Consider the following 26362-nt stretch of genomic DNA (forward strand, 5'->3'; position numbering starts at 1 on the left):
AATAGTTATTGAGTTTCTATTGTTGGACTCTGGCCACAGACTGATTAGAAAACCGGTATGCGAAACTATGCGACAAGAGGTCGATAATCAGTCGAAGTAGGAGGTATATAGATGTCAAATTTAGTGGCTGTCATCCTTGCGGCCGGTAAAGGAACGCGGATGAAGTCGGCCCTGCCGAAGGTGCTTCACCGGGTAGGTGGTAAACCGATGGTTCAGCATGTGCTGGATGCGGCCAAGTTTGCAGGAGCAGCAAAGAATATTGTCGTGATAGGTTTTGGTGCCCAGGCGGTCGCAGATACGCTGGCTGGACAGGCGGAATTTGTTGTCCAGGCCGAGCAGTTAGGTACCGGTCATGCTGTTATGCAGGCCCGCGCCGAATTGGCTGATTCCGGGGGAACAGTCATGGTGCTTTGTGGCGATACGCCGCTCCTGACAGGAGAACTCTTGCGCACGTTGTATACTGAGCATGTAAGCGCTCAAGCAGCGGCTACTGTGCTCACGGCAATTATGCCTGACCCGAAAGGCTACGGCCGGGTAATTCGCGATACAGCCGGCAAGGTTGTCAAAATCGTCGAACATAAAGACGCTGGCCCGTCTGAATTACTGGTGAATGAGGTTAATACCGGCATCTACTGTTTTAAAGTCAAACAACTGTTGGCTGCTCTTGATTGTTTGACTTGTAACAATGCCCAAGGCGAATACTATCTGACCGATGTTATTGCTATTTTAAATAGCAAAGGCCAAACGGTATGGGCGGTGAATGCTGCTGATTACCGGGAAACACTGGGGATCAATTCCCGGCTGCAACTGGCAGAAGCCGAAGGCATCATCAGGCGTCGTAAACTTGAAGCATTGATGGAGAACGGTGTCACTATTATGGACCCAAGCAGCACTTTTATTGATGACACGGTCGAGATCGGGCCGGACACCGTTATTTATCCGTTTACCTGGATTGAAGGCACCAGCAAAATTGGCGCCAATTCTACCATCGGGCCTAATACTCGTATTGAAAATACCATCATCGGCGATCATGCCACAATTCATTTTACATATGTTCATGACGCTATTATCGGCGATCATGTGACTGTTGGACCTTATGTTCACCTACGCCCTAAGACTGAGCTGAAAGACGGGGTTAAGATCGGCAATTTTGTTGAAGTAAAAAACACGGTAGTTGGTGAAAATAGCAAAATTCCGCATCTTAGCTATATCGGCGATACAGATATGGGGGCTGGTGTTAATATTGGTTCAGGTACGATTACTGTCAACTATGATGGTAAACATAAACACCGTACGATTATAGAAGATGAAGCCTTTATCGGCTGTAATACTAATTTGGTGGCACCGGTCACTGTTGGCCGCGGCTCATATGTGGCGGCAGGCTCAACAATTACCAAAAACGTACCGCCCGGGTCCCTGGGGGTAGCACGCGCCCGTCAAAACAATATTGAGGGCTGGGCGGAAAAACAGCGGAGGTAAGAAAAATGGAAGACACGAAACGCTTAAGAATTTTTAGCGGCAACGCCAATCCGGAGCTGGCTCAGGAAATTGCCGTCTATCTCGGACTGGCGGTGGGCGATGCCTTTGTTGGCCGGTTCAACAACGGTGAGATTCAAGTTATGATTGATGAAAGCGTGCGCGGCACCGATGTATTTATTGTTCAGCCAACCAGCTTCCCGGTTAATGACAATATAATGGAACTGTTGATAATGATTGATGCGGTAAAGCGGGCTTCGGCCAGAAATATTACCGCTGTCGTTCCCTACTACGCGTATGCCCGTCAGGATAGAAAAACTCGCGGCCGCGAGCCCATTTCGGCTAAGCTGATGGCCAATCTCCTGACAGTGGCCGGTGCTACCCGGGTTGTTACTATGGATCTTCATGCCGGACAGATCCAAGGCTTTTTTGATATCCCGGTTGACAATTTGCCGGGTGTGCCAACACTGGCTGAATATGTGACATCCTTAAATCTTGAAGACATGGTTGTGGTGTCGCCTGACTTGGGCGGCGTCAGCAGGGCCCGGCAGTTTGCCGACCGCCTGCATGCTCCTATTGCCATTATTGAGAAACGCCGTCCTGCTCCTGGCGTAGCTGAGGTTATGAACCTTATCGGCAGCGTCGAGGGCAAAACAGCCGTTATTGTTGATGACATTGTCGACACGGCCGGCTCTCTGACCGAAGGGGCTAATGCGCTGGCGAGAATGGGTGCTAAAGCGGTGTATGCCTGCTGCACTCATGCCGTACTGAGTGATCCTGCGGTAGAGCGTATTGAAAAGTCTAATATCACTGAACTTATTGTTACTAATACAATTCCGGTGCCGGAAGTAAAACGCACCCCCAAAATAAAAGTATTGTCAGTTGCCCCGCTGTTAGGTGAGGCGATCATTCGAATCTTCGGCGAACTGTCAGTGAGTAAACTGTTCGACGACTAAATTAAGGTTTATACTTGTTCCTTCAGTTCGATTGTGCTTGAATTTAAGGTTATACGGAGGTAATTGCAAATAGGGCGCGGATATCGCGCCCTATTTGCAAATAAACTTCTCTATGGACAATTATTTTATTACCCGGGCGGAACGCGCGGATATTGCCGGTATCGCCCGTCTGTTTACCGAAAGTTTTTTGAGCAGCGTGCTGCACCATTGTGGTGGAAAGCTTCCCAAGCCTCAGGCTATGCAGGATGTATTCGGCCTGGTATACGAGGCCGAGCCGCCGGCTGCGTTGGTTGCCAAAGACGGCACAGGGCAGTTGATGGGCTATTGTTTTGCGCCGGTCGGACTTAGCCGGCTGTGGCGTAAGGCCGTTACCGGCGGGCATATTTTTAAATGGGCGTGGCGCTGGGCAACCGGACAGTACGGTTTTGGCTTTTATCCGGTCAAAATAATCTTGTTAAACAAACTGGCCTTTCTCCGTTCAGCTGTTATTCCCGGCAAAACGGCCAATGCCCGCATATTATCCATCGCTGTTGCGCCTGATGCCCGGGGGCGGGGTGTGGCCAGCGCCCTTATGGCGGAAGCTGATAAGTATTTCCGGGAGAATGCTGTAGTGCGGGTACGGCTGGAAGTGAGGCCAGACAACCGTCCTGCTATCCGGGTTTATGAAAAATTTGGATATTATCCGGGCGGCACTACCTACGATTCTCAGGGACCGTGGCTTATTATGTTTAAAGACTTTTCTGAAACGGGGTTAAAAGAAAATGTTTGACACCAAGGTCCGGCTTATCAGCATGTTGGGACTCCTCACTGTGGTGGTAATTATTAGTCTTGTGTTCGACTATTTACGTTTGCTAAAACGTCCGGTACGCCTGGGTCTGGGGGTGGCAGTACTTGGCATTGCTGTCGGCTTTATTCTGACATTAAACGCTGTGTTGCCGGAAAACCACTTCTACGGTCCTGTGTTTTCTCAGGTCCGCACAAATCAAAAACTTGTTGCGCTTACCTTTGATGACGGACCACATCCGCCTTATACCAATCAAATTCTTGACATCTTAAAAGAACGGCAGATACCGGCCACTTTCTTTGTTATCGGGCAAAACGCTGCCAAGTATCCCGATTTGGTCCGGCGTATTGCCGCTGAAGGGCACCAACTGGGCAACCATACCTATAACCATATAGACCTTTTAAAAGCCGACCGCCAGGCCATCATAAGCGAAATCGATACGACCAACCGGGTTATTGCCGGCATCATCGGCTATGCGCCGCATGTTGTGCGGCCGCCGCACGGTTTTCGCGATGCCGTCGTTATGGATGCCATGGCCGAATATAACATGAAAGTAGTCGAATGGTCGGTGTCCAGCCGTGATTGGGTAAATCCCGGTGTTGACATTATCGTGGGAAGAACGCTGGGTAAAGTTAAAAACGGTTCAATCATACTATTGCATGATGGTGATGGGGTGGCAGGCGCTGCATCGCGCGCCCAGACAGCGGAAGCTGCCCGGCAAATTATTGATAAGCTCTTGGCGCAGGGCTATAAATTTGTCACTGTTGATGAAATTCTCAATGTAACGGAGGAGTAAATGAAAATTGTCGTTGGCCTGGGCAATCCCGGGCAGGAATACAGCGCTACCCGCCATAACATTGGTTTTATGACGGTGGATAAACTGGCTGACCGGTGGGGAATTGTATCGTGGCGCGACCGCTACAACGCGCTGGTGGGTGAATACCGGGGGGTTGAGACAGTGCTGCTCGTCAAACCTCAGACCTATATGAATTTGAGTGGCCGGGCGGTAGCGCCGCTGGCTGCATTTTATAAAGTCAGCCCGGAAGATATCATTGTTATTTATGATGATTTAGATTTGCCTACAGGCCGGTTGCGGCTCAGGCTTAAGGGCGGCTCAGGCGGTCATCGCGGCATTGAGTCAATGCTGTATGAACTGGGCAAGGATGACTTTGCCCGCATTCGCATTGGCATTGGCCGGCCGCCGCAAGGCTGGGAAACAGCTAACTATGTGCTGAGCCGGTTTGCTGCTGAGGAAGCGCCACTGGTCAGTCAGGCCATAGGCCAGGCGGCCGATGCTGTGGAATGTATTCTGAAAGAAGGTTTTACCAAGGCTATGAACAAATTTAATGCAGGTAAATAAACTATGTTTACTGTTCTTTATGCCGATAAAAACGGCGCGATATTTGACGCTCCCGGTTATCAGGCGGCCGGCCGCTTGGGGGCCCAATATACCGGTCTAAAACATGCAGATATGATTCCGCTGCCTGAAGGCGCCGAACTCATGTTTTTGCCTGAACGGGACGCGGTATATATGGCGGGGGGCATTGCCAGGAAACTCAAAAACCGCCTGGCAGTGGCGGCCATGCTGCCTGTAGGCTATACACGCACCCTATTGCCTGCTTACGAGTGCCGCCGGCACGCGCCGCAGCTCCCGCTTTACGGGTATGCGGCTGCTGCTCTGTTCAATGATGAAATATACGTTGCGGCTGTAAAAACGGCTGAGAACACCAAGTGGCACCCGTACCGCTACAACACACCTGATTTGAAGAAGCGGGTAGCACGGGTAAAGCGGGAGTTACCCAATAACCGCCTTGTTGACCATCTGGCTAACTGTTCGATTATTTGGCACTGCTGCACAGCCCAAAACTTGTTTTACCGGCGGTGGGAAGCAGGTATTCCTGTTTCACCGGCTTGTAACGCCAACTGTCTGGGATGTATTTCACTCCAACCGGCAGAGTGCTGTCCGGCTCCTCAGAGCCGCATAACTTTTTCACCTACACCTGAAGAAATTGCCGCTATTGGTGTATATCATCTTGCCCAAGCGCCTGAGCCCATCCTAAGTTTTGGTCAAGGCTGTGAAGGCGAGCCATCGCTGGCCGCCGAAGCCATTGCCGCAGGCATCAGGCTTATTAGAAATAAGACGGCCCGGGGGCAGATAAATATCAATACTAATGCCGGCTTTACCCCTGGTATCAAAACAATTGTTGACGCCGGTTTAAACAGTATGCGGGTGAGCATAATCAGTGCTCTGCCTGCCACCTACCAGGCTTATTACCGGGCCGGATACAGTCTTGACGACGTTGGCCGTTCGATTGCCTACGCTAAAAAGCGCGGCGTATACGTAGCACTTAATATGCTGTTGTTTCCCGGCCTTAATGACCGACCGGAAGAACAGGCGGCGTGGTTTGAGTTCCTGGCTGCCACTGGAGTGGACATGATTCAACTGCGCAATCTTAACTTTGATCCGGATACCTTTTTGGCAGTAATGCCGCCAGGCGGCAAACCCCAAGGCGTAAGAAGATTCCTAAATAAAATTAACGAAAGATTTCCCGCCATCAGACTGGGGAGTTTCACCGAAAAAATTTAGAAAAAGGTTTGGTAAGAAATTGAAATATCAAAGTACCAAAAATGCAGGAACGTCCCGCGTAAATACGGGACGTTCCTGCATTTTTGGCGTTGGTTTCAGACAGACTAATACTGTGTAATAGTATTGTCGAAAAGGATAAGAAAATAATTTATAAATTATAACAAGCATGCCTTGACAAAGAACATATGTGGATGTATGATGTATACACAATAATTAATACGCAAAAATGTGTGTAAAGCTGTAAATATCAAAGAGGGGGGGCTGGTGGCTATGTCTGAAAAACTAAAAGGTCTTATTGAGGCAAAACCGGTAAAAGAGAATGTTCATCCTGGAGAATTCAACGAGCTAGGAAGCCTTGATATCGACGTAGATTATAATCTTATACGGCTGTCTGGGACTGTGTAAAGGATATCCGGAATTTCAGTTAAATCTGAATTTCCGGTTGTTTTTTTATATAGCAGGATTTACCTAGATCGGTAAAGAAATAGAAAAAGCCTTAGATCTTCCTGGCCGGCGTTGTTGCCAAGCATGAGGATATATTTTCTGGTTAGTAGAATAGCCAACTGACGTCAAACAAAAGATAATCTTTGCCGAAGAAAAAACGCGCAGGGGGTGGAATTGTGAAGACCGGCAATTATATTAAATACTATTTTGGCAGCAGTTACTGCCATGTTGACGCTGTACATGCCGCCTCGCCACAAGCTGACCGGTTTACTGATGAGATTGCGGCTGGAATTATGGCCAAAACAGGTTGTGCCGGCATTATTGGCACAGTTTCCCGTACTATTGCTGACCTTAACCGTCCGCCTGGCCAGGGGAATGACGAAGCAGTGTGGGAATACCGGGCTGTTATTAGCCAGTTTTTACATAATATGGGACTGTTAGCGCCAGACGGACGAAGTCTCACCAGACCCTACCTGCATGTCGGTATTCATGGAATGAAAGACCAGCCACACGGGCCGTTCAGTATTGAGGTGGGAACAATTTACGGCAAGACTTGTTCAGTCAGAGTCAAAAAGTGGTTTGGTGAACTGCTGAAGGCCAAAGTCCGGGAGGTTTTACCGGGGACTAAAGTTATCTTTGATAAGCATTGGGTAGGGAATCAGTCCCTTGCCTCCCACCGCTGGGGCGAGGGACGAAGTTATCCGGGATACGGGAAAAATTATAACGCTTTTCAAGTAGAAATTGCCCGCACGCTGCGGGAAAACTACCGTCAGGAGATGATCGACATCTTAGCGGCCGTTGTGGCTGATTTTAATGTTACGTTTGCTAGGAGGTAATTATTGTGGCCAAAATCAAAAAGAACCTCAGTGATGCAGAAATGCTTAGAGGCTGGCAGGAACAGCCCACATTCGAGACTGATATTGCTGATGAACCTGTACGGTCGTCGGTCAAGGTGATGAAAAAAGATCCGGCAGAGGACATCAACAGTGCATATTTTACACCTGAGCTTAAAGAAGCAGTAGGTAAAGCGCTGTTAGAACTTAAACTAAATTTGTATAAAGAGGGGATTGTCGATTACCAAGTTAAGGTTTCCTGCCAGGGTAACCAGGTATTACTAACAGCAGTTGAGCAAAAACCCAAATCCAGACAGGCGGGCGAACAGCCTGGACCGCAAAACGGTAAACATAAGTGAGTCTTGAGTTCGGGAGTAGTTATGGGCCTTCCGGGCCCAAAGCTTGAATGTAAAATAAACCTTTTAACCGGTTTCCACTGGCAATGCTTCATGGGTAAGCTCAAACAGAGCGGCAGTAAACTCCGCGATATGTTCTTTTTCTTCATTCATCAGGTGACAGAATAACTTTTTGACAGCCTTATCTTCGGCAGTTAGCATATAGCGCTGGTACTTGTTAGCAGCCAGAAGCTCATCGCTAAGCGCTTTTGTCAAAATATCAACAGTCGGCATGTCATCACGGTCTGGCAGAGTAACTTGGACGTCAACTGCTTCTTCCTCTTTGGCCACAACCGGTTTAAGTTTAGGCCGGTATGCCGTACGGTTTAGCAGTAACATATCAAGGTCTTCCTCCCGGAAATATTCAGCCTGCACCGGATCTAAACGGGAGATTTCCTGCATGATTTCCGCATAGTGTTCCATTTCGTCTTCAGCAACATCGAGAAATAACCGGGGCATGCACGTTGCCCTTGCCGCGTTAAGATAAAGGGCAATGGCGTTACGTTCGTCAGCTGCGGCATCCCTGAGCAGTAATAAATCCGGATTATGCGGGCACTCTTCTGACAGGCATGCCGGGTCAGTCTCTACTAAAACTTTGGCTTTTGTCGATTTTTTATGGGCACGGAACAAGGCCATTATATCCACCTCCTCCAATATTGATATATTGTATGCCGGAGAGCGAACAGAGGTTAACCCATAAACCTTTTGGTTCAAGCAGAAAATAAATACGGCCTGGTTGATTGCCAGGCCTGATTATTATAAAAGAATTAACTATCGACGGAAAGATTTAAGTCCCTGTCGGAAAGCACTCATTGTATCACCGGTTTCATCGAAAATATAAACACGACCAGGGTTACCTGTTTTGTCGTAATCAATACTGTTCCACCAGATGGCTACCTTTAATTTGCTAAATTGATTAATTTGGCTAAACATTTTATTTATCCAGGCAGGTTTATCGCCACCGACCGAGTTTGAGCCAAATTCGGTGATCATAAACGGCTTGGCGAAATGCCGGTCATATTCGGCATACAACCCGGGGTAGATGCTGTCAAACTCACGCCATTTTTCACCAGCGAAATAAGTGCCGGTATTGTAGCCTGTCAAGCCGATAATATCAACATATTCGTCGCCCGGATAGTACATTAGGTAGTGGTTCCACTTAAAGTCAGGGAATGATAAATCATGAGGGTTCCACACCCACAGTGCATTGTCAACTCCATTATCGTCAAAAATACTGTGGATATGGCGCCACGCGGCTTTGTACAGTTCGGCATCCTTGCCGTAGTAATAGGCTGAATACCAGCACCATTCACCGTTCATTTCATTATTGAGGCGAAACAGCACCGGATGGCCAAAAGCTTTCAACTGCTCAGCATACAACTTAAAATAATCATCATACTTACCGTCTAATATATCGTAGATGACACCGGCATTATCGGTGAAGTAGTGGCTGGTCTGCAGTGTCAACTCAACAATCCGGCCGCGCTCGCAGGCTGTTTCCAGAGCATGGACGGGAAGAGTTTCGTCCAAAGATTGATACCGTACTAAAATAGGAAAAGTATAATCAAGCTGGCGTTCCAGCTCGTCGAGCTTTTCAAAGGTTTGCGGGGCGGAAGGCTCGAAAATACCCCAGCGGAGCGGACTGGTGACGCCGAAATAGGTATTATAGAAGGACTGGGTTTCGGAATTTAACCGTGTATGAGATTGGCTGACAGGCAGGGTAAACCGGGGTTGGCCGCGGCGGTCAGTCAGTCTGAAGCTGTCGGCAATTTCTTTAGCGTTCTCAATCGGCTGGCTGGATTTGATAAAAACTGTATATACTTCGTTTTGATTTTTAATAATTTCAATACTGGAATAGTAGTTTTTGTCATTGGGAACATGCTGCAGTTTACGTCTTGTCCAGTTTAAAATATGGATTTTAAATCCGTTCTGGTTATATATTTCATTAAGCAGCACATGATGATCACGGGTATTGTTAATAAAATTGTTGCCATAACTTATGTAGTCTTCGACAGTTGTTTGTGTGCCGGCAAAGTTGTCATAAAATATTTCAATTTGCAGGGTATCATTAGCCAGTACAGTCACCACCGGTGACAAATGGGCGTTCACCGTTACATTGTGGGGAACCAGCAGGGAATATCCGTTGGCATAGTCGGTTAAGCGTTCGTAACGGCTGTCAACATAACAAGTGACTTTGACATCATCGTCAGGGCCGGCCGCAAAGGTTACGTAATCGCCGTTGATTATGGAATCGGCATTGGCTGGCCTGGCTAAAACAGCTGTTATGAATATTACTATGAATATGCGGTAAAAGTTGCGCATAACCCGGCTCCTTGTATAGCAGTTCGAAATAAAATACTTAATGATATAACATCGTAAAAAATAGATGATTTCTTAATAGTTATAAGTCCTAAAACCGGCGATAACTGTAGATACTACATATAAACCGCATTGTAACCATGGTTTTTATCACAGACACGACTGGCAGGTTGGAGTATATTCAGCTTGAGGCTGTCTGTTCAAGGCGGCGGACAAAGGAGGGAAGAAAGTGGCACATAAAATTAATTCCGAGTGTATCAAGTGCGGCGCTTGCGCTGCCGTTTGTCCGGTGGGGGCCATTTCCGAGGGGGACACCCAATTCGCTATTGACCCCGGGCTCTGTATTGATTGTGGCGCATGCGCCGCCGTGTGCCCGGTAGGCGCCATCAGCCCCGGCGAGTAGGCAGGTTTGCCTCTGATACCGGTAAAGTCCAGCTTACGAGCTGGACTTTTACATATAAAGCATATTTTTCAATGCTATTGTGAGGGGAGAAATTTGCATGTTGGAATTTGAGTATTTAAAACACATACCTATTTTTGAAGAACTGGCGCCCAATGATTTGGCAGCAATTAACAACGTGACTGTTGAGCGCCGTTATAAAAAGAATATGATTATTTTTATGGAAGGCGAACCGGGTGAAGGCTTCCACTATGTCAAAAGCGGCAAAGTGAAAATTGTTAAAATGGCGCAGGATGGCAGAGAACATATTATTAATATCCTCGGACCGGGCGAGGTTTTTGCCGAAGTGCTGCTCTTTAACCGCGGTCCGTATCCTGCTACCGCCGTAGTCCTTGAAGATTCGGTTATTGGCATTATTAAAAACGCTGACCTTGAAAAAGTGGTAGCCGGTAATGCCCGGATTGCGCTCCACATTATCCGAGTTATGAATAAAAAACTGCTGCACGCCCAGATGAAGATTAAGACACTGGCGTTATCGGATACTTTTGCCCGCACGGCGCAAATACTCATCCGGTTATCTCAGCAGTATGGGCGGCCAATTCCGGGTGGTGTACAGATTGATGTCGATATGACCCGTCAGGATTTGGCAAACCTGGTCGGAACAACTCGCGAGACTGTCAGCCGGGTATTGAGCTCAATGAAAAAGGACAAAGTTATTGATTTTGCCGACCAGCAGATCATAATTCTAAACCCCCAAAAACTCAAACATTACCAGGAACTGTGACCAATATCACACTTTTCTGTGACGCCTGCCAGTGAATCGTCCTGTAATCTGTACTACAATTAACTTAACGAAAAGAACTGATTGGAGGAAATTCTATGGCTGCTCATTTTGATAAACAGCAAATGATTGCCGAGTTCAAAAAACAATTTGGATTTGTGCCGCCTTGCGGTATGGGAGCCGGCGATTTAGGCGAAGATATGCAAAAAATAATCAGTGAATACCACCATATTATTTGGGGTGAAGGTGTAATCCCCCTGAAATATCGCTACCTTATCGCTTTGGCTACGGCAGTATATGGCGATGATGATGTGCGCGCCAAGCTGGAACTGTTAAAGGCTTTGAATCATGGCGCTACCCGCGAAGAAATTATCGAGGTGTTCCGCCAGCAAGTATGGATGAAAGGCGCCCATACCATTGTCAAGCTCAGTCCGCTGATCAAATTTATGGATACGGTGTATGCCACTGTCAAGCGTGACGGCGAACAGGGCGGTCATTAATAAGTGCGGTTGTTTTAGTTAAAAATATAGGTGAGTATGACAAACTATTGCGAGATCAATTACAGATAAAAATAAAGGAGGTGGCAGTTATGCTGCCCAAAGGCGCCAATCTGCAAAAAATCCGGGACGGAAAACGAACTTATGCTATTACCCCCCATCTGCCCGGCGGCTTTATTAAGCCGGAAGTTATGCAAAAATATGTGGACGTAACCAAAAAATACGGCGGGACCATGAAGCTGACGTCTGCCCAGCGGATTATGATTACCGGACTTAAGGCTGAAGATATTGAGGACATCTGGCAGGAACTTGGGATGCAGCCTGCCCTTGGCTACGCCAACTGTGTGCGCAGCGTCAAAATCTGCCCGGGTATTGCCTTCTGCAAACGGGGGAAACAAGACAGCATCAAACTGGGTTTGGAACTGGACAAACGCTATATCAAGAAAGAAATGCCAAGCCGCATCAAACTGGGTGTATCAGGTTGTCCGAACTCTTGCTCGGAAGCTGTTATTAAAGACATCGGCGTTATTGGCACTGACGACGGTTGGGATGTTTATGTGGGCGGCAGTGCCGGTTCGCATCCCCGGCTGGCTGACAAATTAATAGAAGGTCTTAACTATGACGATACCTTGAGGCTTGTTGATATCATCATGCTCTATTATCAGAAACATGCTGATATTGAACGCATCGGACAGTTTATTGAGCGTATTGGCTTTGAGAAATTTAAAGCTGATGTCCTGGCCGAATTTTACGGGCAAGTAAGCGCGGTCACTGAGCCCAAAGTGCCGCAATCTGAAGCCGGTGAAAAAATTGTTCCGGTACCCGGCGGCTTAACCGAAGGAACACTGGTGTTTGGCGATCCGATTACAGCCGATAGCGTGATTAGCGATATTATCCGGGTTTATCCACAGACCATCCCGGTATTCAGGTCTTTTGGCATGGGATGTCTGGGCTGTCCGTCCTCGACCGGCGAAGCTGTTAGCAAAGCGGCTGAAATTCACGGTCTTGACCTCCCTGAACTCCTAGCTGCGCTTAATAAAGTAGTTCCGGCGAATAACTAACAGGAGGGAACAACATGAGCGCCTTTTTAGCGCCGATTCATTATTGGTTATACAGCAAAATCCGCCGCGTTATCGAACGCGAGCAAATGATTTATGAAGGAGCCGAAATTTTATGCGGGGGAACGGCTGAGGAGGCCCGCTCCCAGGCCTGGCAAAGCTACGGTGAGCCGCTGCCTGATACTGATCTTAGCGAGCATATAGACCAAAGCAATATTCATGGCTGGTTGCAGCGTCAGATTAATATTGCCGAATCGCGGGAAGCCGCATTTATTCAAGCTATCGTTGACAGCTGCGGCGATGCCGCTGTTGATGTCGCGCAAAAAGCATTCAGAGAGCACGGCGTTCACTGCGCCCGTCATGCCGCTGCTCAGGAGAAATATGATACAACAACAGCTCCTGGCATCTACAAAGCACTGAACGATTACTTCTTGAACGGGATGCCTTGTGATCAAGCTGACACTATTGTCGAAAATACTCCTGATAAAATTGCCTGGGAAAGCGGCGTTTGCCTGCAGGAACCTAACTGGAAGCGGGCGGGGGCTGATAGTAAGCTGATGGAGAAACTTTATCAGGAATGGCTTACGGCCTTTGTTAATGCGCTCAATCCGGGATTCGCTCTGGTTAAATCAGGTGACATAAAATACCAAATTACGCGGGTGTAATGTAGCCGCAGTAGTAGCTGCGGCTTTTCCTATTCCCAATTTCGGGGTATTTATGATATAATTCACAATGTTTACGATGTTGCATTATTTGCAGTAGGAAAGGAAGGTTGAGATGTACAAGATCGTCGAAAAACGGCAGTTGGCACCGCAAATTTATCTGATGGACGTGAAAGCTCCCCGGGTAGCAAAATCCGCCAAACCCGGCCAGTTTGTCATTGTCAAAATGGACGAACAGGGCGAAAGAATTCCGCTCACCATTTGTGATTATGACGCCGTTAAGGGAACAGTTACAATTGTATTTCAGACACTGGGACGGTCGACAACCGAGATGGCCTGGTTGAACATCGGCGACTATTTCGCCGATTTCGCCGGACCGTTAGGAGAAGCTTCTGAATTTATCCACGAAGAAATTGAAGCCTTAAAACAGCAAAAGATTGTCTTTGTTGCCGGCGGTGTAGGTACTGCACCGGTTTATCCCCAGGTAAAGTGGCTGCAGAAGCGCGGGGTTCAGGTTGATGTTATTATTGGCGCGCGCTCCAAAGAGTTCTTAATTCTGGAAGACGAGATAAAAGCGTTGGGCGCCAACGTATATGTTACTACCGATGACGGATCCTACAGCCGCAAAGGCCTTGTAACCGAAGTATTAAAAGACCTTATTGACAGCGGTGCAAAATATGACCATGTTATTGCCATTGGTCCTATGATCATGATGAAGTTTGTGGCCAAGTTGACCAAAGAATATGGTCTTAAGACCACTGTCAGCTTAAATCCTATCATGGTTGACGGCACCGGTATGTGTGGCGCCTGTCGCGTCACGGTGGGCGGGCAAGTGAAATTCGCGTGTGTAGACGGACCGGAGTTTGACGGGCATCTGGTCGATTTTGACGAAGCCATGCGCCGTCAGGCTATGTACAAGACTGAAGAAGGTCGCTATATGCTGGAACTGGAAAAAGCCAGCCATACCGGCGGCTGCTGTGGAGGTAGACAATAATGGGTAGAGCTGCCAGAGTGCCGGTACGGGAACAATGTCCGAAAGAACGTGTTACTAACTTCGAAGAAGTTTGTCTGGGCTATTCGCTCGAAGAGGCTATGGCCGAAGCCGCCCGGTGCTTAAATTGTAAAAATGCCAAGTGTATGGGCAATTGTCCGGTGGCTATCGATATTCCCGCTTTTATTAGTCATGTCAAAAAAGGCGAAATTGCCGAAGCGGCTAAAATTATCGCTAAGGCCAGTGCGCTGCCTGCCGTATGCGGCCGCGTATGTCCGCAGGAGAACCAGTGTGAAGGCAAGTGCATTCTGGGGATTAAAGGGGATGCCATCGCCATTGGTAAACTTGAGCGGTTTGTGGCTGATTGGGCGCGCGAAAATCAGATCGATACCGCCGAAGTAGCCCCACCCAACGGCAAAAAAGTTGCCGTCATCGGCAGTGGGCCGGCCGGACTTACCTGTGCCGGCGATTTGGCCCGTAAAGGCTATTCCGTTACCATATTTGAAGCCCTGCACGAGCCGGGCGGCGTATTGGTATATGGTATACCCGAGTTTCGCCTGCCCAAAGAAACAGTTGTCAAAACCGAAATTGAAAATCTCAAGAAAATGGGCGTTAACATCGAGACTAATGTTGTGGTCGGCAAGACGGTAACCATTGATGAACTGTTAAACGAGGAAGGTTTTGACGCCGTATTTATCGGCTCAGGCGCCGGTCTGCCCAAGTTCATGGGCATTCCCGGGGAAAACGCCAATGGCGTATTTTCAGCCAATGAGTTTTTAACCCGCAACAATCTGATGAAAGCGTTTAGGGAAGAATACTCAACCCCGATCAAAGTTGGTAAAAAAGTAGCTGTAGTAGGCGGTGGCAATGTAGCCATGGATGCTGCCAGAACAGCCGCCCGTCTTGGCGCCGAAACGCATATTGTTTACCGCCGCTCGGAAGCAGAATTGCCGGCCCGTGCAGAAGAAGTGCATCATGCCAAAGAAGAAGGTATTATCTTTGACGTCTTAACCAATCCGACGGAAATCCTGGTTGATGATCAAGGGTGGGTTAAAGGGTTAAAATGTATTAAAATGGAACTCGGCGAACCTGACGCCTCAGGCCGGAGAAAACCGGTTGAGATTCCTCATTCCGAGTTTGTTATGGATGTTGACACTGTCATCATGTCGCTCGGCACGTCGCCCAATCCGCTTATTGCCTCGACAACTGAAGGTCTTGAAACCAACAAATGGCAGTGCATTGTCGCCGACGAAGAAACCGGTCTTACCAGTCGCGAACGCGTCTATGCCGGCGGCGATGCCGTAACCGGCGCCGCTACAGTAATTCTCGCCATGGGCGCAGGGAAAAAAGCGGCCCAGGCCATTGACGAAATGATTATGGGCTAAACAACGTCTGCATACTTTTGGATATAAAAAAGAATCTCTTGGCTCTATCGAAGAGTCAAGAGATTCTTTTAGTATTAATTCAGTACTAAATTTCTTATAGATTTCTTGGAATATGAAGGATTTTTTGTATTAATATGGTAAGTTATAATATAGCCTATTACAATATCATTGTGTGATTATATGACAAGGGTATATCAATTACTTAATCGTATCGACGAAGGAATGACAACTGTGAATGAAGGTTTTATTGCTATTGATTTTGAAACCGCAAATTACAATAAACATAGTGCCTGCCAACTTGGAATTGCGGTTGTGAACAACCAGCAAATTATTGAACGGAAGTCCTGGCTTATCAGACCGCCGACTAAGGTATTCACTTTTTCCGGTCTTCACGGGATTACTTATAGCATGGTTAGAGATCATCCGACTTTTGATGAAATTTGGTTGTTAGAAGTCAAACCCTATATAGAGCATCAAATAGTAGCAGCGCATAATGCTGAATTTGATATATCGGTTTTAACCGCTACATTGGCATACTATCGGTTGCCAATACCTGACTTTAACGTGGTCGACTCATTGGGTGCAGCCAGAAAAGCATGGCCACAGTTGAGAAATCATAATCTTTCGACAGTGGCAGCGTACTTGAATATTGAACTCAATCATCATGATGCGTCAAGTGACGCCAACGCTTGTGCCGAGATTATACTACGAGCGGGCTGGGAGAATATTGAGATTAGAGGTGTAACCAATGCAGTCTTGCCGGAAAATATGAACCTTTTTGATAGTGGATGTTGACAAGGAGGTGATGAACTGATTGATCTACTATGGACATACCAAAGAGAATCTACTGACAAAGGAAATATTGCCTAAAGCAGAGTGGCAATTATTGAAAGACCACCTGAATGAAGTGGCGCGACTGTCTGAAGAAAGGGCAGCCAAATTTGGTGCAGAAAAACTAGGAAAAATTATTGGACTGGCCCATGATCTTGGCAAGTATTCTAATCAGTTCCAACAAAGGCTAGATGGCTCGTCGCAAAAAGTGGATCATGCTACTGCGGGTGCACAAGAGGTATACCAAAGATTTGGGAAAACAATTGGCCGGGCTTTGGCTTTTACCATCGCGGGACACCATGGCGGGTTGCCTGACGGAAATAGAGGGGATCCGAAAAATTTACCGGAACGGCTGGAGAAGAAAGACATACCAAACTACCAAGCTTATGCAAAAGAAATTGAAATCCCCACGCTATGCAGTCAGGATTTAGTGAACATGCCCAACACCAAAAATGCGGCTATGAGGGCGTTTAGCTTTTCTTTCTGTATTCGGATGCTCTATTCTTGTTTGGTTGATGCCGATTATTTGGATACTGAACGGTGCATGAATCCGGAGAAGTTTCAGACAAGGCCTGCGAAGGTATCTTTATTGACTTTGTTTCAAAGATTGGGAAAGAAATTGGAAAAACTAAACGAACGCACTCGTCAAAATCCATCACCCATTAACAGTGCTCGACAGAACATCTTGACAAGGTGTTTAAAAATGGCGGAGGCTGAACCAGGTCTTTTCACGCTGACCGTTCCGACCGGTGGCGGAAAGACGTATTCATCTTTAGCTTTCGGGCTAAAGCATGCGGTCAAGTATAATAAAGACAGGCTAATTTATGTTATTCCTTATACCAGCATCATCGAACAGAATGCCGAGGTGTTCCGGGAGGCGCTGGAGGATGATCTGCAAAATGACAGTGTTGTTCTTGAACATCACAGCAATTTTGAATATCCTGATGAATCTTTCGATGATTGGGATCAGAAAGAAAAGGCGCACCGTTTGGCTGCAGAAAATTGGGATATGCCTGTTGTTGTTACTACGGCTGTGCAATTTTTTGAATCACTTTATGCTAATAAAGGGGCACGATGCCGGAAACTGCACAATATGGTCAACAGTGTAATCATATTAGATGAAGCGCAGATGATGCCAGTCGAATATATGAAGCCTTGTTTGTGGGCACTGGCAGAACTGGTGCTCAATTATGGAGTAACAGTAGTACTATGTACCGCTACACAGCCTGCGGTGAATAATTTGATTCCTGGAAATCTGAAACCATTGGAAATTATGGACAACCCCCGTGAGCTGCAAAAGGTTTTTAAGCGAGTGACTGTTCAATATAGCGGTGAAATGACAGATGAGGAACTGGCGGAAGCAATGGCGGAAAAACTGCAAGTGCTTACCATTGTTAATACTCGGCGGCATGCGCAGTTATTGTTCAATAAGTTGCAACAGAAGACAGCCGAGGGGACATACCATTTGTCGGCGAGGATGTGCCCAGTTCATAGGAAAATAGTGTTAGCTGAAATCAGGCAGGCTCTTAAAGATGGCAGAGAATGCCGCGTAGTATCTACACAGCTTATCGAGGCAGGAGTAGATGTTGATTTTCCAGCAGTGTATCGCTCTGAGGCCGGTATTGATTCTATTGCGCAAGCAGCTGGGCGCTGCAACCGGGAAGGTCGGATAGCAGAAGGTCATGTCGTTGTCTTTAAACCAGAGAAACATGGCATGCCAGAGAAAGGGCGATTCTCGGCAGTTGCCGGTATAGCCCGCAGCACAATGAGGCAGGTGGAAAAGTTTGATGGAGAACTATTGTCACTAAAAGCAATAGAATACTACTTCCAACAGTTATTTGAGCTTGAAAAAGATCATTTGGACCTTCAGGGTATTCTCAGAATGATTGAGGAAGGTCGCGATAACCTTGCATTCCCATTTGCCACGATTGGTAATGAATTTCAGTTGATTGATAGTACTACCATTCCGGTAGTGATTCCATGGGACGAGCATGCCGAGACACTAATGGAAGAAGCAGAGCACCATCCTTTTCCAGCAAGCAAAGCACGACTGCTGCAACCATATGTTGTTCAAGTATATCAACATGAATTGGCGGCATTGGTAAAAGAAAATGTCATAAAAAGCATAGGCGGTTTTATGAATTTTCTAAGTGACCGGAGTTTTTATGACCGCCAGTTTGGATTGAAGGACGCGAAGGAAGTAAAGGCGCCAACGGAAGTACTGCTGTATTAATGGTATTGGTGTAAATGCTTAGAAAATAAATTCAGAAAGGAGAAAGTTATGGGGTATGGAGTTAAGCTCAGAGTCTGGGGTGACTATGCCTGTTTTACGCGGCCAGAGATGAAAGCGGAAAGAGTAAGTTATGATGTGATGACTCCATCAGCAGCGCGGGGAATATTGGAAGCGATTCACTGGAAGCCCGCCATTAGCTGGCAAATTGATCGTATTCATGTGATGAAGCCTGTCAAGTTTGATTCAATTCGCAGAAACGAGGTAGCACACAAAATTTCCGAAAGGAATATTAAAACCGCGATGAAAGGAGGACAGATCGACCTTCATCAATATGCGGCACAAGCAGAAGAACGTCAGCAACGGGCTGCTTTGGTGCTGCGGGATGTCGAGTATGTTATTGAGGCTCATTTTGAGATGACGGAAAGGGCTGGTGCAGGTGACAATCCGGGTAAACACTGCGATATTTTTACACGCCGGGCACGGGCAGGACAATGTCATATGCGTCCCTATTTCGGATGCCGCGAGTTTCCGGTAAATTTTGAATTACTGGAAGGGGAAGTTGGTCAATCGCCTTTAACGGGCGAACAAGATCTGGGCTGGATGCTTTGGGATATTGATTTTGCCAATGATATGCAGCCCATCTTTTTCCGTCCTACCATGAAAAACGGTATTGTGGATACCCGGTTAACCAAGGGGGAAAGAAGTTGATTCTACAGGCATTGAACGAGCATTATCATAGACTAATCGAGGATGAAAAATCAGGTGTTGCGCCGCCGGGATATAGCTCCGCCAAGGTATCGCACGTCTTGGTGATTGATGAAAAGGGAAATATGGTGGACGTTTGGCAAATCGCAGATATAAAAGGCAAAAAAACTCTCCCCAAGACATTGCTGGTGCCAGAACAAGTTACTCGGACATCAGGAGTTTCTGCCAATATTCTTTGCGATAACGCTGCATATGTAGTGGGGCTGGAGCGGACAAAACATAACAAGGTCGGGACTTCACCGGAGAAATATGCGGATTTCAAAAAAAAGAACATATTATTTCTGACTGGAATTCAAAGTGAAGAAGCTACAGCAGTTAAAAGTTTTTTAGAAAAATGGAACCCGGAGATTGCTTTGTCTAATCCCTGTCTTATGCAAAAGCTAGATGATCTTCTAGGTGGCAGTAATATAGTGTTCAAGCTAGATGGTGCTATGAGATATGTTCATGAAGCGCCAAAGATCAGAGATGCGTGGCAGCTTAGAGCAAAAGATAAGTCCGATGATATAACGGCGCAATGTCTTATAACAGGTGATATCTTGCCAATTGCCCGAATTCATCCTCTGGTTAAAGGTGTTGTGGGTGCCCAAACGAGCGGTGCAGCCGTTGTCTCTTTTAATGCAGACGCATTCACTTCCTACGGCAAGTCACAAAGCTTCAATGCGCCTGTAAGTAAAAAAGCCGCCTTCGCCTATGCTACCGCCTTAAATTACTTGATTGCCAGCACCACCAACCGGGTGAGAATTTCAGATACGACTATCGTATTCTGGGCAGATAAAAAAGGCGGTAAAGCCGAAGAAACAGCGTTAGCCTGGAGCTTAGACCCTGTCCTTGTTACATCGGCAGAAGATGCCGAAAAACGGCACCTTGATTACAGCGCCGTCCGGCAAGCAAAAACGATTCTGGAGCGTGCAAAATCCGGTGTACTGGTTAAAGATGCCGTGTTCGATCCGGGAACGCGATGCTATCTGTTAGGACTTGCTCCTAATGCTGCCCGGCTTTCGGTGCGTTTTTGGCAGGTTAGCAATTTTGGAGAAGTGTTAGGAAAAATTGCACAGCATTATAAGGATATGGAAATTATCGGTATCAGACGTTTCGGCGGCATGATACCGCCATGGCAGGTGTTAAAAGCGATCGCCGTACAGGAGGATACGAAAAATATTCCGCCGCTTCTGGGGGGACAGTTTATTAAAAGTATTCTGTCCGGGCAAATGTATCCCAAAACTATGTACAACCTGGCGCTGAACCGTTGCCGGACCGGCGGTGAACACGGTGGAGTTACAATAATCCGGGCGGCTCTTATTAAAGCCTTTTTAGCTAGAAATTTCCGGATACAGGGTCAGACAGAAAGGGAGGCAATGATTACTGTGGGTTTAAATGATGATAATGCTAATACTGCATATCAATTGGGTAGGCTTTTCTCTTTACTGGAAAAAGTACAGAAAGACGCATTAGGAAATCAAATCAATGCTACTATTAGGGATCGTTACTTTGGGGCAGCATCGGCAACGCCGGCTTCAGTTTTCCCGTTGCTGTTGCGGTTATCCCGTCATCATATAGCAAAATCAGAGTACGGTAATAGTTCAGACCGGAAGATCCAGGATGTAATGAACCGGTTGGATGTATTTCCATCGCATCTGAACTTGGAAGACCAGGGACAATTTATTTTGGGCTACTACCATCAAAATCAGGCCAATTATGCTAAAAATGAAATCAATCAAGAAGAAAAGAAAGGATGATGATGATGAGCAAGACATTAGATAAACGTTATGAATTTATTCTTTTTTTCGAGGTGGAGAACGGAAATCCCAATGGTGACCCGGATGCCGGAAATATGCCCCGCATTGATCCAGAAACCAGTCAAGGACTTGTTACAGACGTATGCCTCAAGCGGAAAGTCCGGAATTACATTGATTTAGCACAAAATGATAAGGAACATTTTGATATCTATGTGCGGGAAAATGCTGTATTAAACCTTTTAAATGCGGAAGCTTATAAAGAAAAGAATATTAAACCCGAACCTAAAAAGTTGCCCAAAGATACTAATCAAGCTAAAGAAATTATTAGTTACATGTGCAACCGTTTTTATGATATTCGTGCCTTTGGCGCAGTCATGGCAACAGAAGTTAATTGTGGTCAAGTACGCGGACCCATACAGTTTGGCTTTGCTAAGAGTTTAGATCCTATTGTACCTCAAGAAGTAACGATTACACGTATGGCAGTTACTAATGAAAAGGATGCAGACAAGGAACGGACAATGGGTCGTAAACACATTGTTCCTTATGCGCTCTACCGTGCGGAGGGATATGTTTCAGCCCCACTGGCAAAGAAAACCGGTTTTTCCGAAGACGATTTAGAACTTTTCTGGAGTGCGCTCATAAATATGTTTGATCATGATCACTCGGCTGCCAGAGGTAAAATGTCCAGTCGAGAGTTAGTGATTTTTGAACATGCAACACCATTAGGCAATGCTCCCGCACATAAACTGTTTGATCTGGTGACTGTGACACGCAATGACGTGACCAAGCCTCCCCGGGCCTTTGCTGATTACAGCATCCATATTAATTATGGTGACAAACCTGATGGAGTTACAATCATAGTACGATGATAGAGCGTATTCCTGAAGACGATTTTCTCCTTCTCTCCGGCATCCAACATATGGCTTTTTGTGAACGGCAATGGGCGCTCATCCATATTGAACAGGCCTGGTCGGAGAATGTGCGGACAATAGAAGGCAAGCATTTGCATGAGCGAGTCGATGACCAGTTTGCAGACGAAAGTCGCAAATCCGTGCGGATTGTCAGAAGTATGCCGGTCGTTTCGCGAAATCTTGGACTTCGCGGTGTGGCCGATGTTGTTGAATTTCACTGGAATAAAGAATTTACCAGCCGTGAAACATGCCGGCTGAAAGGCCGTGAGGGGTGGTGGCGCCCTGTTCCTGTTGAATACAAGCGGGGCAAACCAAAGCCGGATGATAGAGATGCTGTTCAGCTTTGTGCTCAAGCTATGGCGCTTGAAGAAATGATGCAGATATTAATTCCATCGGCATTCATCTTTTATGGCGAGACAAAGCACCGGCAAACAATCACTATTGATGAACGGCTTAGACAATATACAACTCATCTTGCCAGGCGGATGCATCAGCTTGTGCAAGACGGACAAACACCCAAGGCCCAAAAAGGGAAACGTTGCTCGCAATGTTCACTTGTTGAAGATTGTCAACCTTACTGGATGCTGCGTCACCGCCCGGTAGAGAAATATTTGGTACGCATGTGCCGTATGGAGGTTGATAATCTGTGAGGCGGCTTCTCAATACACTTTACGTAACCATGCCTGATGCCTACCTGGCATGCGATGGTGAAAACGTGCTTGTCAAAGTTAAAGATGAGATCAAATTCCGGGTTCCTGTCCACAATTTGGAAAGTATTATTTGTTTTGGTTTTGCTGGTGCTAGTCCTAAACTCATGTACTTATGTTGTGAACGTGGTGTGGCACTTTCCTTTTTGACGGAATACGGGAAGTTTATGGGGCGGGTAACAGGTGGTATATCTGGCAATGTATTACTTAGACGTGCTCAATATCGATGGGCCGATGACCCTTCCATATCCGCCCGATTATCTAAACGGTTTATCGCGGCTAAAATTGTCAACAGCCGGGCGCTTTTACACCGTGTGTTGCGGGATCATAAAGAAGTTGTTGATCAAAACTCATTGGAAAAAGCTCTCCGCTGGTTAGCGGGAACACTAGACCGGTTGGAAAAAGCGCCTGATGGTAATGTAATACGTGGAATTGAAGGGGAAGCCGCCCAAATTTACTTCTCTAACTTCAATCAACTGGTGTTAAGTCAGAAAGAAAACTTTTACATGGAAAACCGCAACCGGCGTCCACCAACTGATAACATTAATGCATTGCTGTCGTTTTTGTATACGCTGCTTACCCATGATGTGGTGGCAGCGTTAGAAAGCGTCGGTTTAGACCCGCAGGTGGGCTTTCTACATCGAGAAAGGTCGGGGCGCCCAAGTTTGGCTTTGGATGTGATGGAAGAACTGCGGCCTCATTTTGCTGACCGATTGGCTGTGACACTGATTAATCGCAAGCAGATTTCAGCAGATGGTTTTATTGTAAAAGAAAACGGCGCTGTCATTATGGAAGATGAAACACGCAAAGAAGTTTTGACGGCTTGGCAAAAAAGGAAGCAAGAAGAGATTACGCATCCATATCTGGAAGAAAAGATTCCATTAGGGCTTGTACCGTACGTCCAGGCTCTGTTGTTGGCCAGGCATCTGAGGGGGGATTTAGAAGACTATCCACCATTTTTCTGGAAATGAGGGGGTTATATGTTAGTTTTGATCACCTATGATGTAAATGTTACAACAGATGCAGGTAAGAGGCGTCTTCGAAGAGTGGCAAAACAATGCGTAAATTATGGTCAACGTGTGCAAAACTCAGTTTTTGAATGTCTGCTTGACCCGTCACAGTTTGCAGAACTCAAGCATCGTCTGGAAGAGATTATTGATGCAGAGACGGATAGCTTGCGATATTATTTTTTGGGGAATAATTGGAAAAATCGCGTTGAACATGTTGGTACGAAAGTTACATATGATCCGGAAGGTGTTCTTATGGTCTGATGCGAACCCCAAGTGCGCATTAATTTGTTGAGGAATTCGCACCCGTGTGAAATTCGGGATTGAAGGTGTGTTTGAAGTAAAATCATAGTTAATTTTGGAAGTTTTTATTCTGGTTCGCAAAATCAAGTATCTCGGTGCTTGGTTTTTATATTATTACGAGGTACGCGGTCACGCCCCTTGCGGGCGTGTGGATTGAAACTTTCAGGATGTGACATTCATCCTGGACGATGTTGTCACGCCCCTTGCGGGCGTGTGGATTGAAACAGCCAGGCAGAGCTACCTCGTCCAATGGACCAGGGTCACGCCCCTTGCGGGCGTGTGGATTGAAACGTGGGGTTGGCCGCCGCCAGTATAGTTAGTAGAGGTCACGCCCCTTGCGGGCGTGTGGATTGAAACTTACCAACAGGCGTTAGATAGTGGTATGACTGATGTCACGCCCCTTGCGGGCGTGTGGATTGAAACTTTCGTCGCGTGCCGCTTGTACCATATCTCTACGTCACGCCCCTTGCGGGCGTGTGGATTGAAACATGGCGGGGTAACGTCTGGTGGCAGTAATACCAGTCACGCCCCTTGCGGGCGTGTGGATTGAAACATATTCGGCAATGTAGATCACATCGCCGTCACGTCACGCCCCTTGCGGGCGTGTGGATTGAAACCCTTGGACGTCATAATATAACCGCCCGTATTGGTCACGCCCCTTGCGGGCGTGTGGATTGAAACTTTTAAATTATCCCCAGTGCCGCCCGGACAAGCGGTCACGCCCCTTGCGGGCGTGTGGATTGAAACATATGGAGTTAGCCCCCTGCTCAGATGAGGAGTTGTCACGCCCCTTGCGGGCGTGTGGATTGAAACAGTTGTTTTATCAGACAGAATAAAAAAACTGTCTGTCACGCCCCTTGCGGGCGGAGGCTGTATTTTAAACCGTGTAAATGGGAATAATCTCCAATATAAAGAATAAAAGGAGATGGACCCATGACACAGTTAAACGAAAAAGAAATACAGCTTGTAGCACTGCTCAGTGAGGAGTGCACCACTCCCGCCGAACTAACGGCGAAGCTCAAGAATCTGTTTGCCGGTGCGCTGGAAAAGATGCTAGAAGCCGAAATGGATGAACACCTCGGCTATGAGAAGAACAGTGTTTTAGGCAATAACAGCGGCAACAGCCGTAACGGTTACGGCAAAAAAACAATAAAAAGCGAGTGGGGCGAAAGTGAAATCAGCGTCCCCCGCGACCGAAACGGCACCTTTGAGCCGCGAATTATCGAAAAACGGCAGACACGCACCGACGATATTGAAGCCAGGATTCTGGCGATGTACGCTAAAGGCATGTCCAATCGCGACATTGAAGATCATCTGCGCGACATCTACGGCGTAGAAGCCTCCGCCAGCCTAATCAGCCGCATCACGGACAAGATTATGCCAGCCGTTATGGAATGGCAGAGCCGCCCGCTTGACCCGGTGTATCCCATTGTGTTTCTAGACGGAATTGTGTTCAAAGTCCGCAAGGACAGCCGGGTTGTAAACAAATGCCTATACTCGGTTTTAGGTATCAATCTGGACGGCCGCAAGGAAATCCTCGGCATGTGGCTGTCGGAAAACGAGAGCGCCAGTTTTTGGACGACGATCTGCAACGAGTTGAAAAATCGGGGTGTGGAAGATATTTTGATTGCCTGCCGTGACAACCTTTCCGGCTTTTCCACTGCCATTGAGACGGTGTTCCCCAAAACCGAGCAGCAACTGTGCGTGATTCATCAAATCCGCAACTCCACAAAGTATGTACCCTACAAGGATATCAAGCCGGTTATGGCGGATTTGAAATTAGTCTATGCAGCGCCGACACAAGACGACGCGGAGTATCGTCTGGAGGAATTTCGTGAGAAATGGGGCAAGAAATACCCACAGATTGTAAAGTCCTGGGAGGCGAACTGGACGGAGCTGTCCACCTATTTCAAGTACCCGCAGGAGGTCCGGACACTGATTTACACCACCAACGCAGTGGAAGGTTTTCATCGGATGCTGCGCAAATATACCAAGACAAAGACGGTTTATCCCACCGACGACGCGGTCAAAAAATCGGTGTTCCTGTCGATACAAGAAATTTCCAAAAAGTGGAGTATGCCGATTCGCGATTGGGGAATTATAATAGGGCAGTTGATGATCTTCTTCGAGGACAAACTGCAATCGCGGAAGGTCTCATGAACCCTATCGGGGCTCTGCCCCGAACCCCGAGGTTTATCGCTTTGGGTTTTCCGAGGCAAAGATAAGGAAAAGCGACACTCTCACATGAGCATCGCCACCTCGCTAAACCTCATATGCCGCTCGGGTCGCACCTCTGCGTCG

27 protein-coding genes and 1 CRISPR repeat array are annotated in these 26362 nt (G+C 47.0%); of the genes, 25 read left to right on the forward strand and 2 right to left on the reverse strand.

Annotated elements, in window-relative coordinates; genetic code table 11:
* The first annotated feature begins 111 nt into the window (after window positions 1-111).
* From glmU to SCACP_RS01390, 9 genes are all read left to right on the forward strand, one after another.
* Window positions 112-1479: a bifunctional UDP-N-acetylglucosamine diphosphorylase/glucosamine-1-phosphate N-acetyltransferase GlmU gene (gene glmU / locus SCACP_RS01350; RefSeq protein WP_425059661.1), complete on the forward strand. Its 1368-nt coding sequence runs from the start codon at window positions 112-114 to the stop codon at window positions 1477-1479.
* A gap of 5 nt (window positions 1480-1484) precedes the next feature.
* Complete coding sequence (locus SCACP_RS01355) at window positions 1485-2432, forward strand: ribose-phosphate diphosphokinase (RefSeq protein ID WP_425059662.1); 948 nt, start codon at window positions 1485-1487, stop codon at window positions 2430-2432.
* 112 nt (window positions 2433-2544) lie between these two features.
* Complete coding sequence (locus SCACP_RS01360; RefSeq protein WP_425059663.1) at window positions 2545-3201, forward strand: GNAT family N-acetyltransferase; 657 nt, start codon at window positions 2545-2547, stop codon at window positions 3199-3201.
* On the forward strand, window positions 3194-4012 hold the full coding sequence (locus tag SCACP_RS01365; RefSeq protein WP_425059664.1) for a polysaccharide deacetylase family protein: 819 nt from the start codon (window positions 3194-3196) through the stop codon (window positions 4010-4012). The genes SCACP_RS01360 and SCACP_RS01365 overlap by 8 nt, the downstream gene beginning before the upstream one ends.
* Complete coding sequence (gene pth, locus SCACP_RS01370) at window positions 4013-4576, forward strand: aminoacyl-tRNA hydrolase (RefSeq protein WP_425059665.1); 564 nt, start codon at window positions 4013-4015, stop codon at window positions 4574-4576.
* Window positions 4577-4579: 3 nt separating this feature from the next.
* Window positions 4580-5803: a radical SAM protein gene (locus SCACP_RS01375; RefSeq protein WP_425059666.1), complete on the forward strand. Its 1224-nt coding sequence runs from the start codon at window positions 4580-4582 to the stop codon at window positions 5801-5803.
* 264 nt (window positions 5804-6067) lie between these two features.
* Window positions 6068-6208: a hypothetical protein gene (locus SCACP_RS01380; protein ID WP_425059667.1), complete on the forward strand. Its 141-nt coding sequence runs from the start codon at window positions 6068-6070 to the stop codon at window positions 6206-6208.
* A gap of 215 nt (window positions 6209-6423) precedes the next feature.
* Entirely contained in the window at window positions 6424-7083 is a 660-nt protein-coding gene (locus SCACP_RS01385; RefSeq protein ID WP_425059668.1) for a hypothetical protein, read from the forward strand.
* Window positions 7084-7088: 5 nt separating this feature from the next.
* A complete protein-coding gene (locus SCACP_RS01390) occupies window positions 7089-7439 on the forward strand; it encodes a hypothetical protein (protein WP_425059669.1) in 351 nt (116 codons plus the stop codon).
* Window positions 7440-7502: 63 nt separating this feature from the next.
* Here the strand turns inward: SCACP_RS01390 and SCACP_RS01395 are convergent, their stop codons facing one another.
* Both SCACP_RS01395 and SCACP_RS01400 read right to left on the reverse strand, forming a co-directional pair.
* Window positions 7503-8111 (reverse strand): hypothetical protein, encoded by a 609-nt coding sequence (locus tag SCACP_RS01395; RefSeq protein WP_425059670.1) that lies wholly within the window; start codon window positions 8109-8111, stop codon window positions 7503-7505.
* A 135-nt stretch (window positions 8112-8246) separates the two neighbouring features.
* Complete coding sequence (locus SCACP_RS01400; RefSeq protein ID WP_425059671.1) at window positions 8247-9797, reverse strand: glycoside hydrolase family 26 protein; 1551 nt, start codon at window positions 9795-9797, stop codon at window positions 8247-8249.
* Between the two features lie 226 nt (window positions 9798-10023).
* Between SCACP_RS01400 and SCACP_RS01405 the strand changes: the two genes are divergently transcribed.
* The 16 genes from SCACP_RS01405 to SCACP_RS01480 all read left to right on the forward strand — a co-directional run bounded on the left by SCACP_RS01405 (window position 10024) and on the right by SCACP_RS01480 (window position 26221).
* Window positions 10024-10197 carry a DUF362 domain-containing protein gene (locus tag SCACP_RS01405; protein WP_425059672.1) on the forward strand — a complete coding sequence of 58 codons (174 nt, stop codon included), beginning with the start codon at window positions 10024-10026 and terminating at the stop codon, window positions 10195-10197.
* Between the two features lie 97 nt (window positions 10198-10294).
* On the forward strand, window positions 10295-10978 hold the full coding sequence (locus SCACP_RS01410; RefSeq protein WP_425059673.1) for a Crp/Fnr family transcriptional regulator: 684 nt from the start codon (window positions 10295-10297) through the stop codon (window positions 10976-10978).
* A gap of 95 nt (window positions 10979-11073) precedes the next feature.
* On the forward strand, window positions 11074-11475 hold the full coding sequence (locus SCACP_RS01415; protein ID WP_425059674.1) for a carboxymuconolactone decarboxylase family protein: 402 nt from the start codon (window positions 11074-11076) through the stop codon (window positions 11473-11475).
* An 89-nt stretch (window positions 11476-11564) separates the two neighbouring features.
* Entirely contained in the window at window positions 11565-12533 is a 969-nt protein-coding gene (locus SCACP_RS01420) for a DUF1858 domain-containing protein (RefSeq protein WP_425059675.1), read from the forward strand.
* Between the two features lie 14 nt (window positions 12534-12547).
* Complete coding sequence (locus SCACP_RS01425; protein ID WP_425059676.1) at window positions 12548-13195, forward strand: hypothetical protein; 648 nt, start codon at window positions 12548-12550, stop codon at window positions 13193-13195.
* 112 nt (window positions 13196-13307) lie between these two features.
* Window positions 13308-14186, forward strand: coding sequence for a sulfide/dihydroorotate dehydrogenase-like FAD/NAD-binding protein (locus SCACP_RS01430; RefSeq protein ID WP_425059677.1), 879 nt, complete (start codon window positions 13308-13310; stop codon window positions 14184-14186).
* Entirely contained in the window at window positions 14186-15568 is a 1383-nt protein-coding gene (gene gltA / locus SCACP_RS01435; RefSeq protein WP_425059678.1) for an NADPH-dependent glutamate synthase, read from the forward strand. The genes SCACP_RS01430 and gltA overlap by 1 nt, the downstream gene beginning before the upstream one ends.
* A gap of 222 nt (window positions 15569-15790) precedes the next feature.
* On the forward strand, window positions 15791-16363 hold the full coding sequence (locus SCACP_RS01440; protein ID WP_425059679.1) for a 3'-5' exonuclease: 573 nt from the start codon (window positions 15791-15793) through the stop codon (window positions 16361-16363).
* Window positions 16364-16382: 19 nt separating this feature from the next.
* Window positions 16383-18632, forward strand: a complete 2250-nt coding sequence (gene cas3 / locus SCACP_RS01445; protein WP_425059680.1) for a CRISPR-associated helicase Cas3' — start codon at window positions 16383-16385, stop codon at window positions 18630-18632.
* Between the two features lie 48 nt (window positions 18633-18680).
* Window positions 18681-19340: a type I-C CRISPR-associated protein Cas5c gene (gene cas5c, locus SCACP_RS01450; protein WP_425059681.1), complete on the forward strand. Its 660-nt coding sequence runs from the start codon at window positions 18681-18683 to the stop codon at window positions 19338-19340.
* Entirely contained in the window at window positions 19337-21133 is a 1797-nt protein-coding gene (cas8c, locus tag SCACP_RS01455; RefSeq protein ID WP_425059682.1) for a type I-C CRISPR-associated protein Cas8c/Csd1, read from the forward strand. Before cas5c ends, cas8c begins: the two co-directional genes overlap by 4 nt.
* Complete coding sequence (gene cas7c / locus SCACP_RS01460; protein WP_425059683.1) at window positions 21130-22002, forward strand: type I-C CRISPR-associated protein Cas7/Csd2; 873 nt, start codon at window positions 21130-21132, stop codon at window positions 22000-22002. The genes cas8c and cas7c overlap by 4 nt, the downstream gene beginning before the upstream one ends.
* A complete protein-coding gene (cas4, locus tag SCACP_RS01465) occupies window positions 21999-22694 on the forward strand; it encodes a CRISPR-associated protein Cas4 (RefSeq protein ID WP_425059684.1) in 696 nt (231 codons plus the stop codon). Before cas7c ends, cas4 begins: the two co-directional genes overlap by 4 nt.
* A complete protein-coding gene (gene cas1c / locus SCACP_RS01470; protein WP_425059685.1) occupies window positions 22691-23722 on the forward strand; it encodes a type I-C CRISPR-associated endonuclease Cas1c in 1032 nt (343 codons plus the stop codon). Before cas4 ends, cas1c begins: the two co-directional genes overlap by 4 nt.
* Before the next feature lie 9 nt (window positions 23723-23731).
* Window positions 23732-24022, forward strand: a complete 291-nt coding sequence (gene cas2 / locus SCACP_RS01475; protein ID WP_425059686.1) for a CRISPR-associated endonuclease Cas2 — start codon at window positions 23732-23734, stop codon at window positions 24020-24022.
* Between the two features lie 167 nt (window positions 24023-24189).
* A CRISPR array of direct repeats spans window positions 24190-24874; the repeat unit is 32 nt; unit sequence GTCACGCCCCTTGCGGGCGTGTGGATTGAAAC.
* Between the two features lie 120 nt (window positions 24875-24994).
* The gene (locus SCACP_RS01480) at window positions 24995-26221 is read left to right on the forward strand and encodes an IS256 family transposase (RefSeq protein ID WP_425059687.1); all 1227 of its coding nucleotides are present in this window, start codon (window positions 24995-24997) and stop codon (window positions 26219-26221) included.
* The last annotated feature ends 141 nt before the right edge of the window (window positions 26222-26362 follow it).

Source organism: Sporomusaceae bacterium ACPt (assembly GCA_041428575.1).
GTDB classification, from domain to species: domain Bacteria; phylum Bacillota; class Negativicutes; order Sporomusales; family Sporomusaceae; genus Sporomusa_D; species Sporomusa_D carbonis.

Coding starts and splice junctions, on each gene's coding strand:
- glmU (WP_425059661.1), top strand. CDS start 112: ATGTCAAATTTAGTGGCTGTCATCCTTGCGGCCGGTAAAGGAACGCGG.
- SCACP_RS01355 (WP_425059662.1), top strand. CDS start 1,485: ATGGAAGACACGAAACGCTTAAGAATTTTTAGCGGCAACGCCAATCCG.
- SCACP_RS01360 (WP_425059663.1), top strand. CDS start 2,545: ATGGACAATTATTTTATTACCCGGGCGGAACGCGCGGATATTGCCGGT.
- SCACP_RS01365 (WP_425059664.1), top strand. CDS start 3,194: ATGTTTGACACCAAGGTCCGGCTTATCAGCATGTTGGGACTCCTCACT.
- pth (WP_425059665.1), top strand. CDS start 4,013: ATGAAAATTGTCGTTGGCCTGGGCAATCCCGGGCAGGAATACAGCGCT.
- SCACP_RS01375 (WP_425059666.1), top strand. CDS start 4,580: ATGTTTACTGTTCTTTATGCCGATAAAAACGGCGCGATATTTGACGCT.
- SCACP_RS01395 (WP_425059670.1), bottom strand. CDS start 8,111: ATGGCCTTGTTCCGTGCCCATAAAAAATCGACAAAAGCCAAAGTTTTA.
- SCACP_RS01400 (WP_425059671.1), bottom strand. CDS start 9,797: ATGCGCAACTTTTACCGCATATTCATAGTAATATTCATAACAGCTGTT.
- SCACP_RS01410 (WP_425059673.1), top strand. CDS start 10,295: ATGTTGGAATTTGAGTATTTAAAACACATACCTATTTTTGAAGAACTG.
- SCACP_RS01415 (WP_425059674.1), top strand. CDS start 11,074: ATGGCTGCTCATTTTGATAAACAGCAAATGATTGCCGAGTTCAAAAAA.
- SCACP_RS01420 (WP_425059675.1), top strand. CDS start 11,565: ATGCTGCCCAAAGGCGCCAATCTGCAAAAAATCCGGGACGGAAAACGA.
- SCACP_RS01425 (WP_425059676.1), top strand. CDS start 12,548: ATGAGCGCCTTTTTAGCGCCGATTCATTATTGGTTATACAGCAAAATC.
- SCACP_RS01430 (WP_425059677.1), top strand. CDS start 13,308: ATGTACAAGATCGTCGAAAAACGGCAGTTGGCACCGCAAATTTATCTG.
- gltA (WP_425059678.1), top strand. CDS start 14,186: ATGGGTAGAGCTGCCAGAGTGCCGGTACGGGAACAATGTCCGAAAGAA.
- SCACP_RS01440 (WP_425059679.1), top strand. CDS start 15,791: ATGACAACTGTGAATGAAGGTTTTATTGCTATTGATTTTGAAACCGCA.
- cas5c (WP_425059681.1), top strand. CDS start 18,681: ATGGGGTATGGAGTTAAGCTCAGAGTCTGGGGTGACTATGCCTGTTTT.
- cas7c (WP_425059683.1), top strand. CDS start 21,130: ATGATGATGATGAGCAAGACATTAGATAAACGTTATGAATTTATTCTT.
- cas4 (WP_425059684.1), top strand. CDS start 21,999: ATGATAGAGCGTATTCCTGAAGACGATTTTCTCCTTCTCTCCGGCATC.
- cas2 (WP_425059686.1), top strand. CDS start 23,732: ATGTTAGTTTTGATCACCTATGATGTAAATGTTACAACAGATGCAGGT.
- SCACP_RS01480 (WP_425059687.1), top strand. CDS start 24,995: ATGACACAGTTAAACGAAAAAGAAATACAGCTTGTAGCACTGCTCAGT.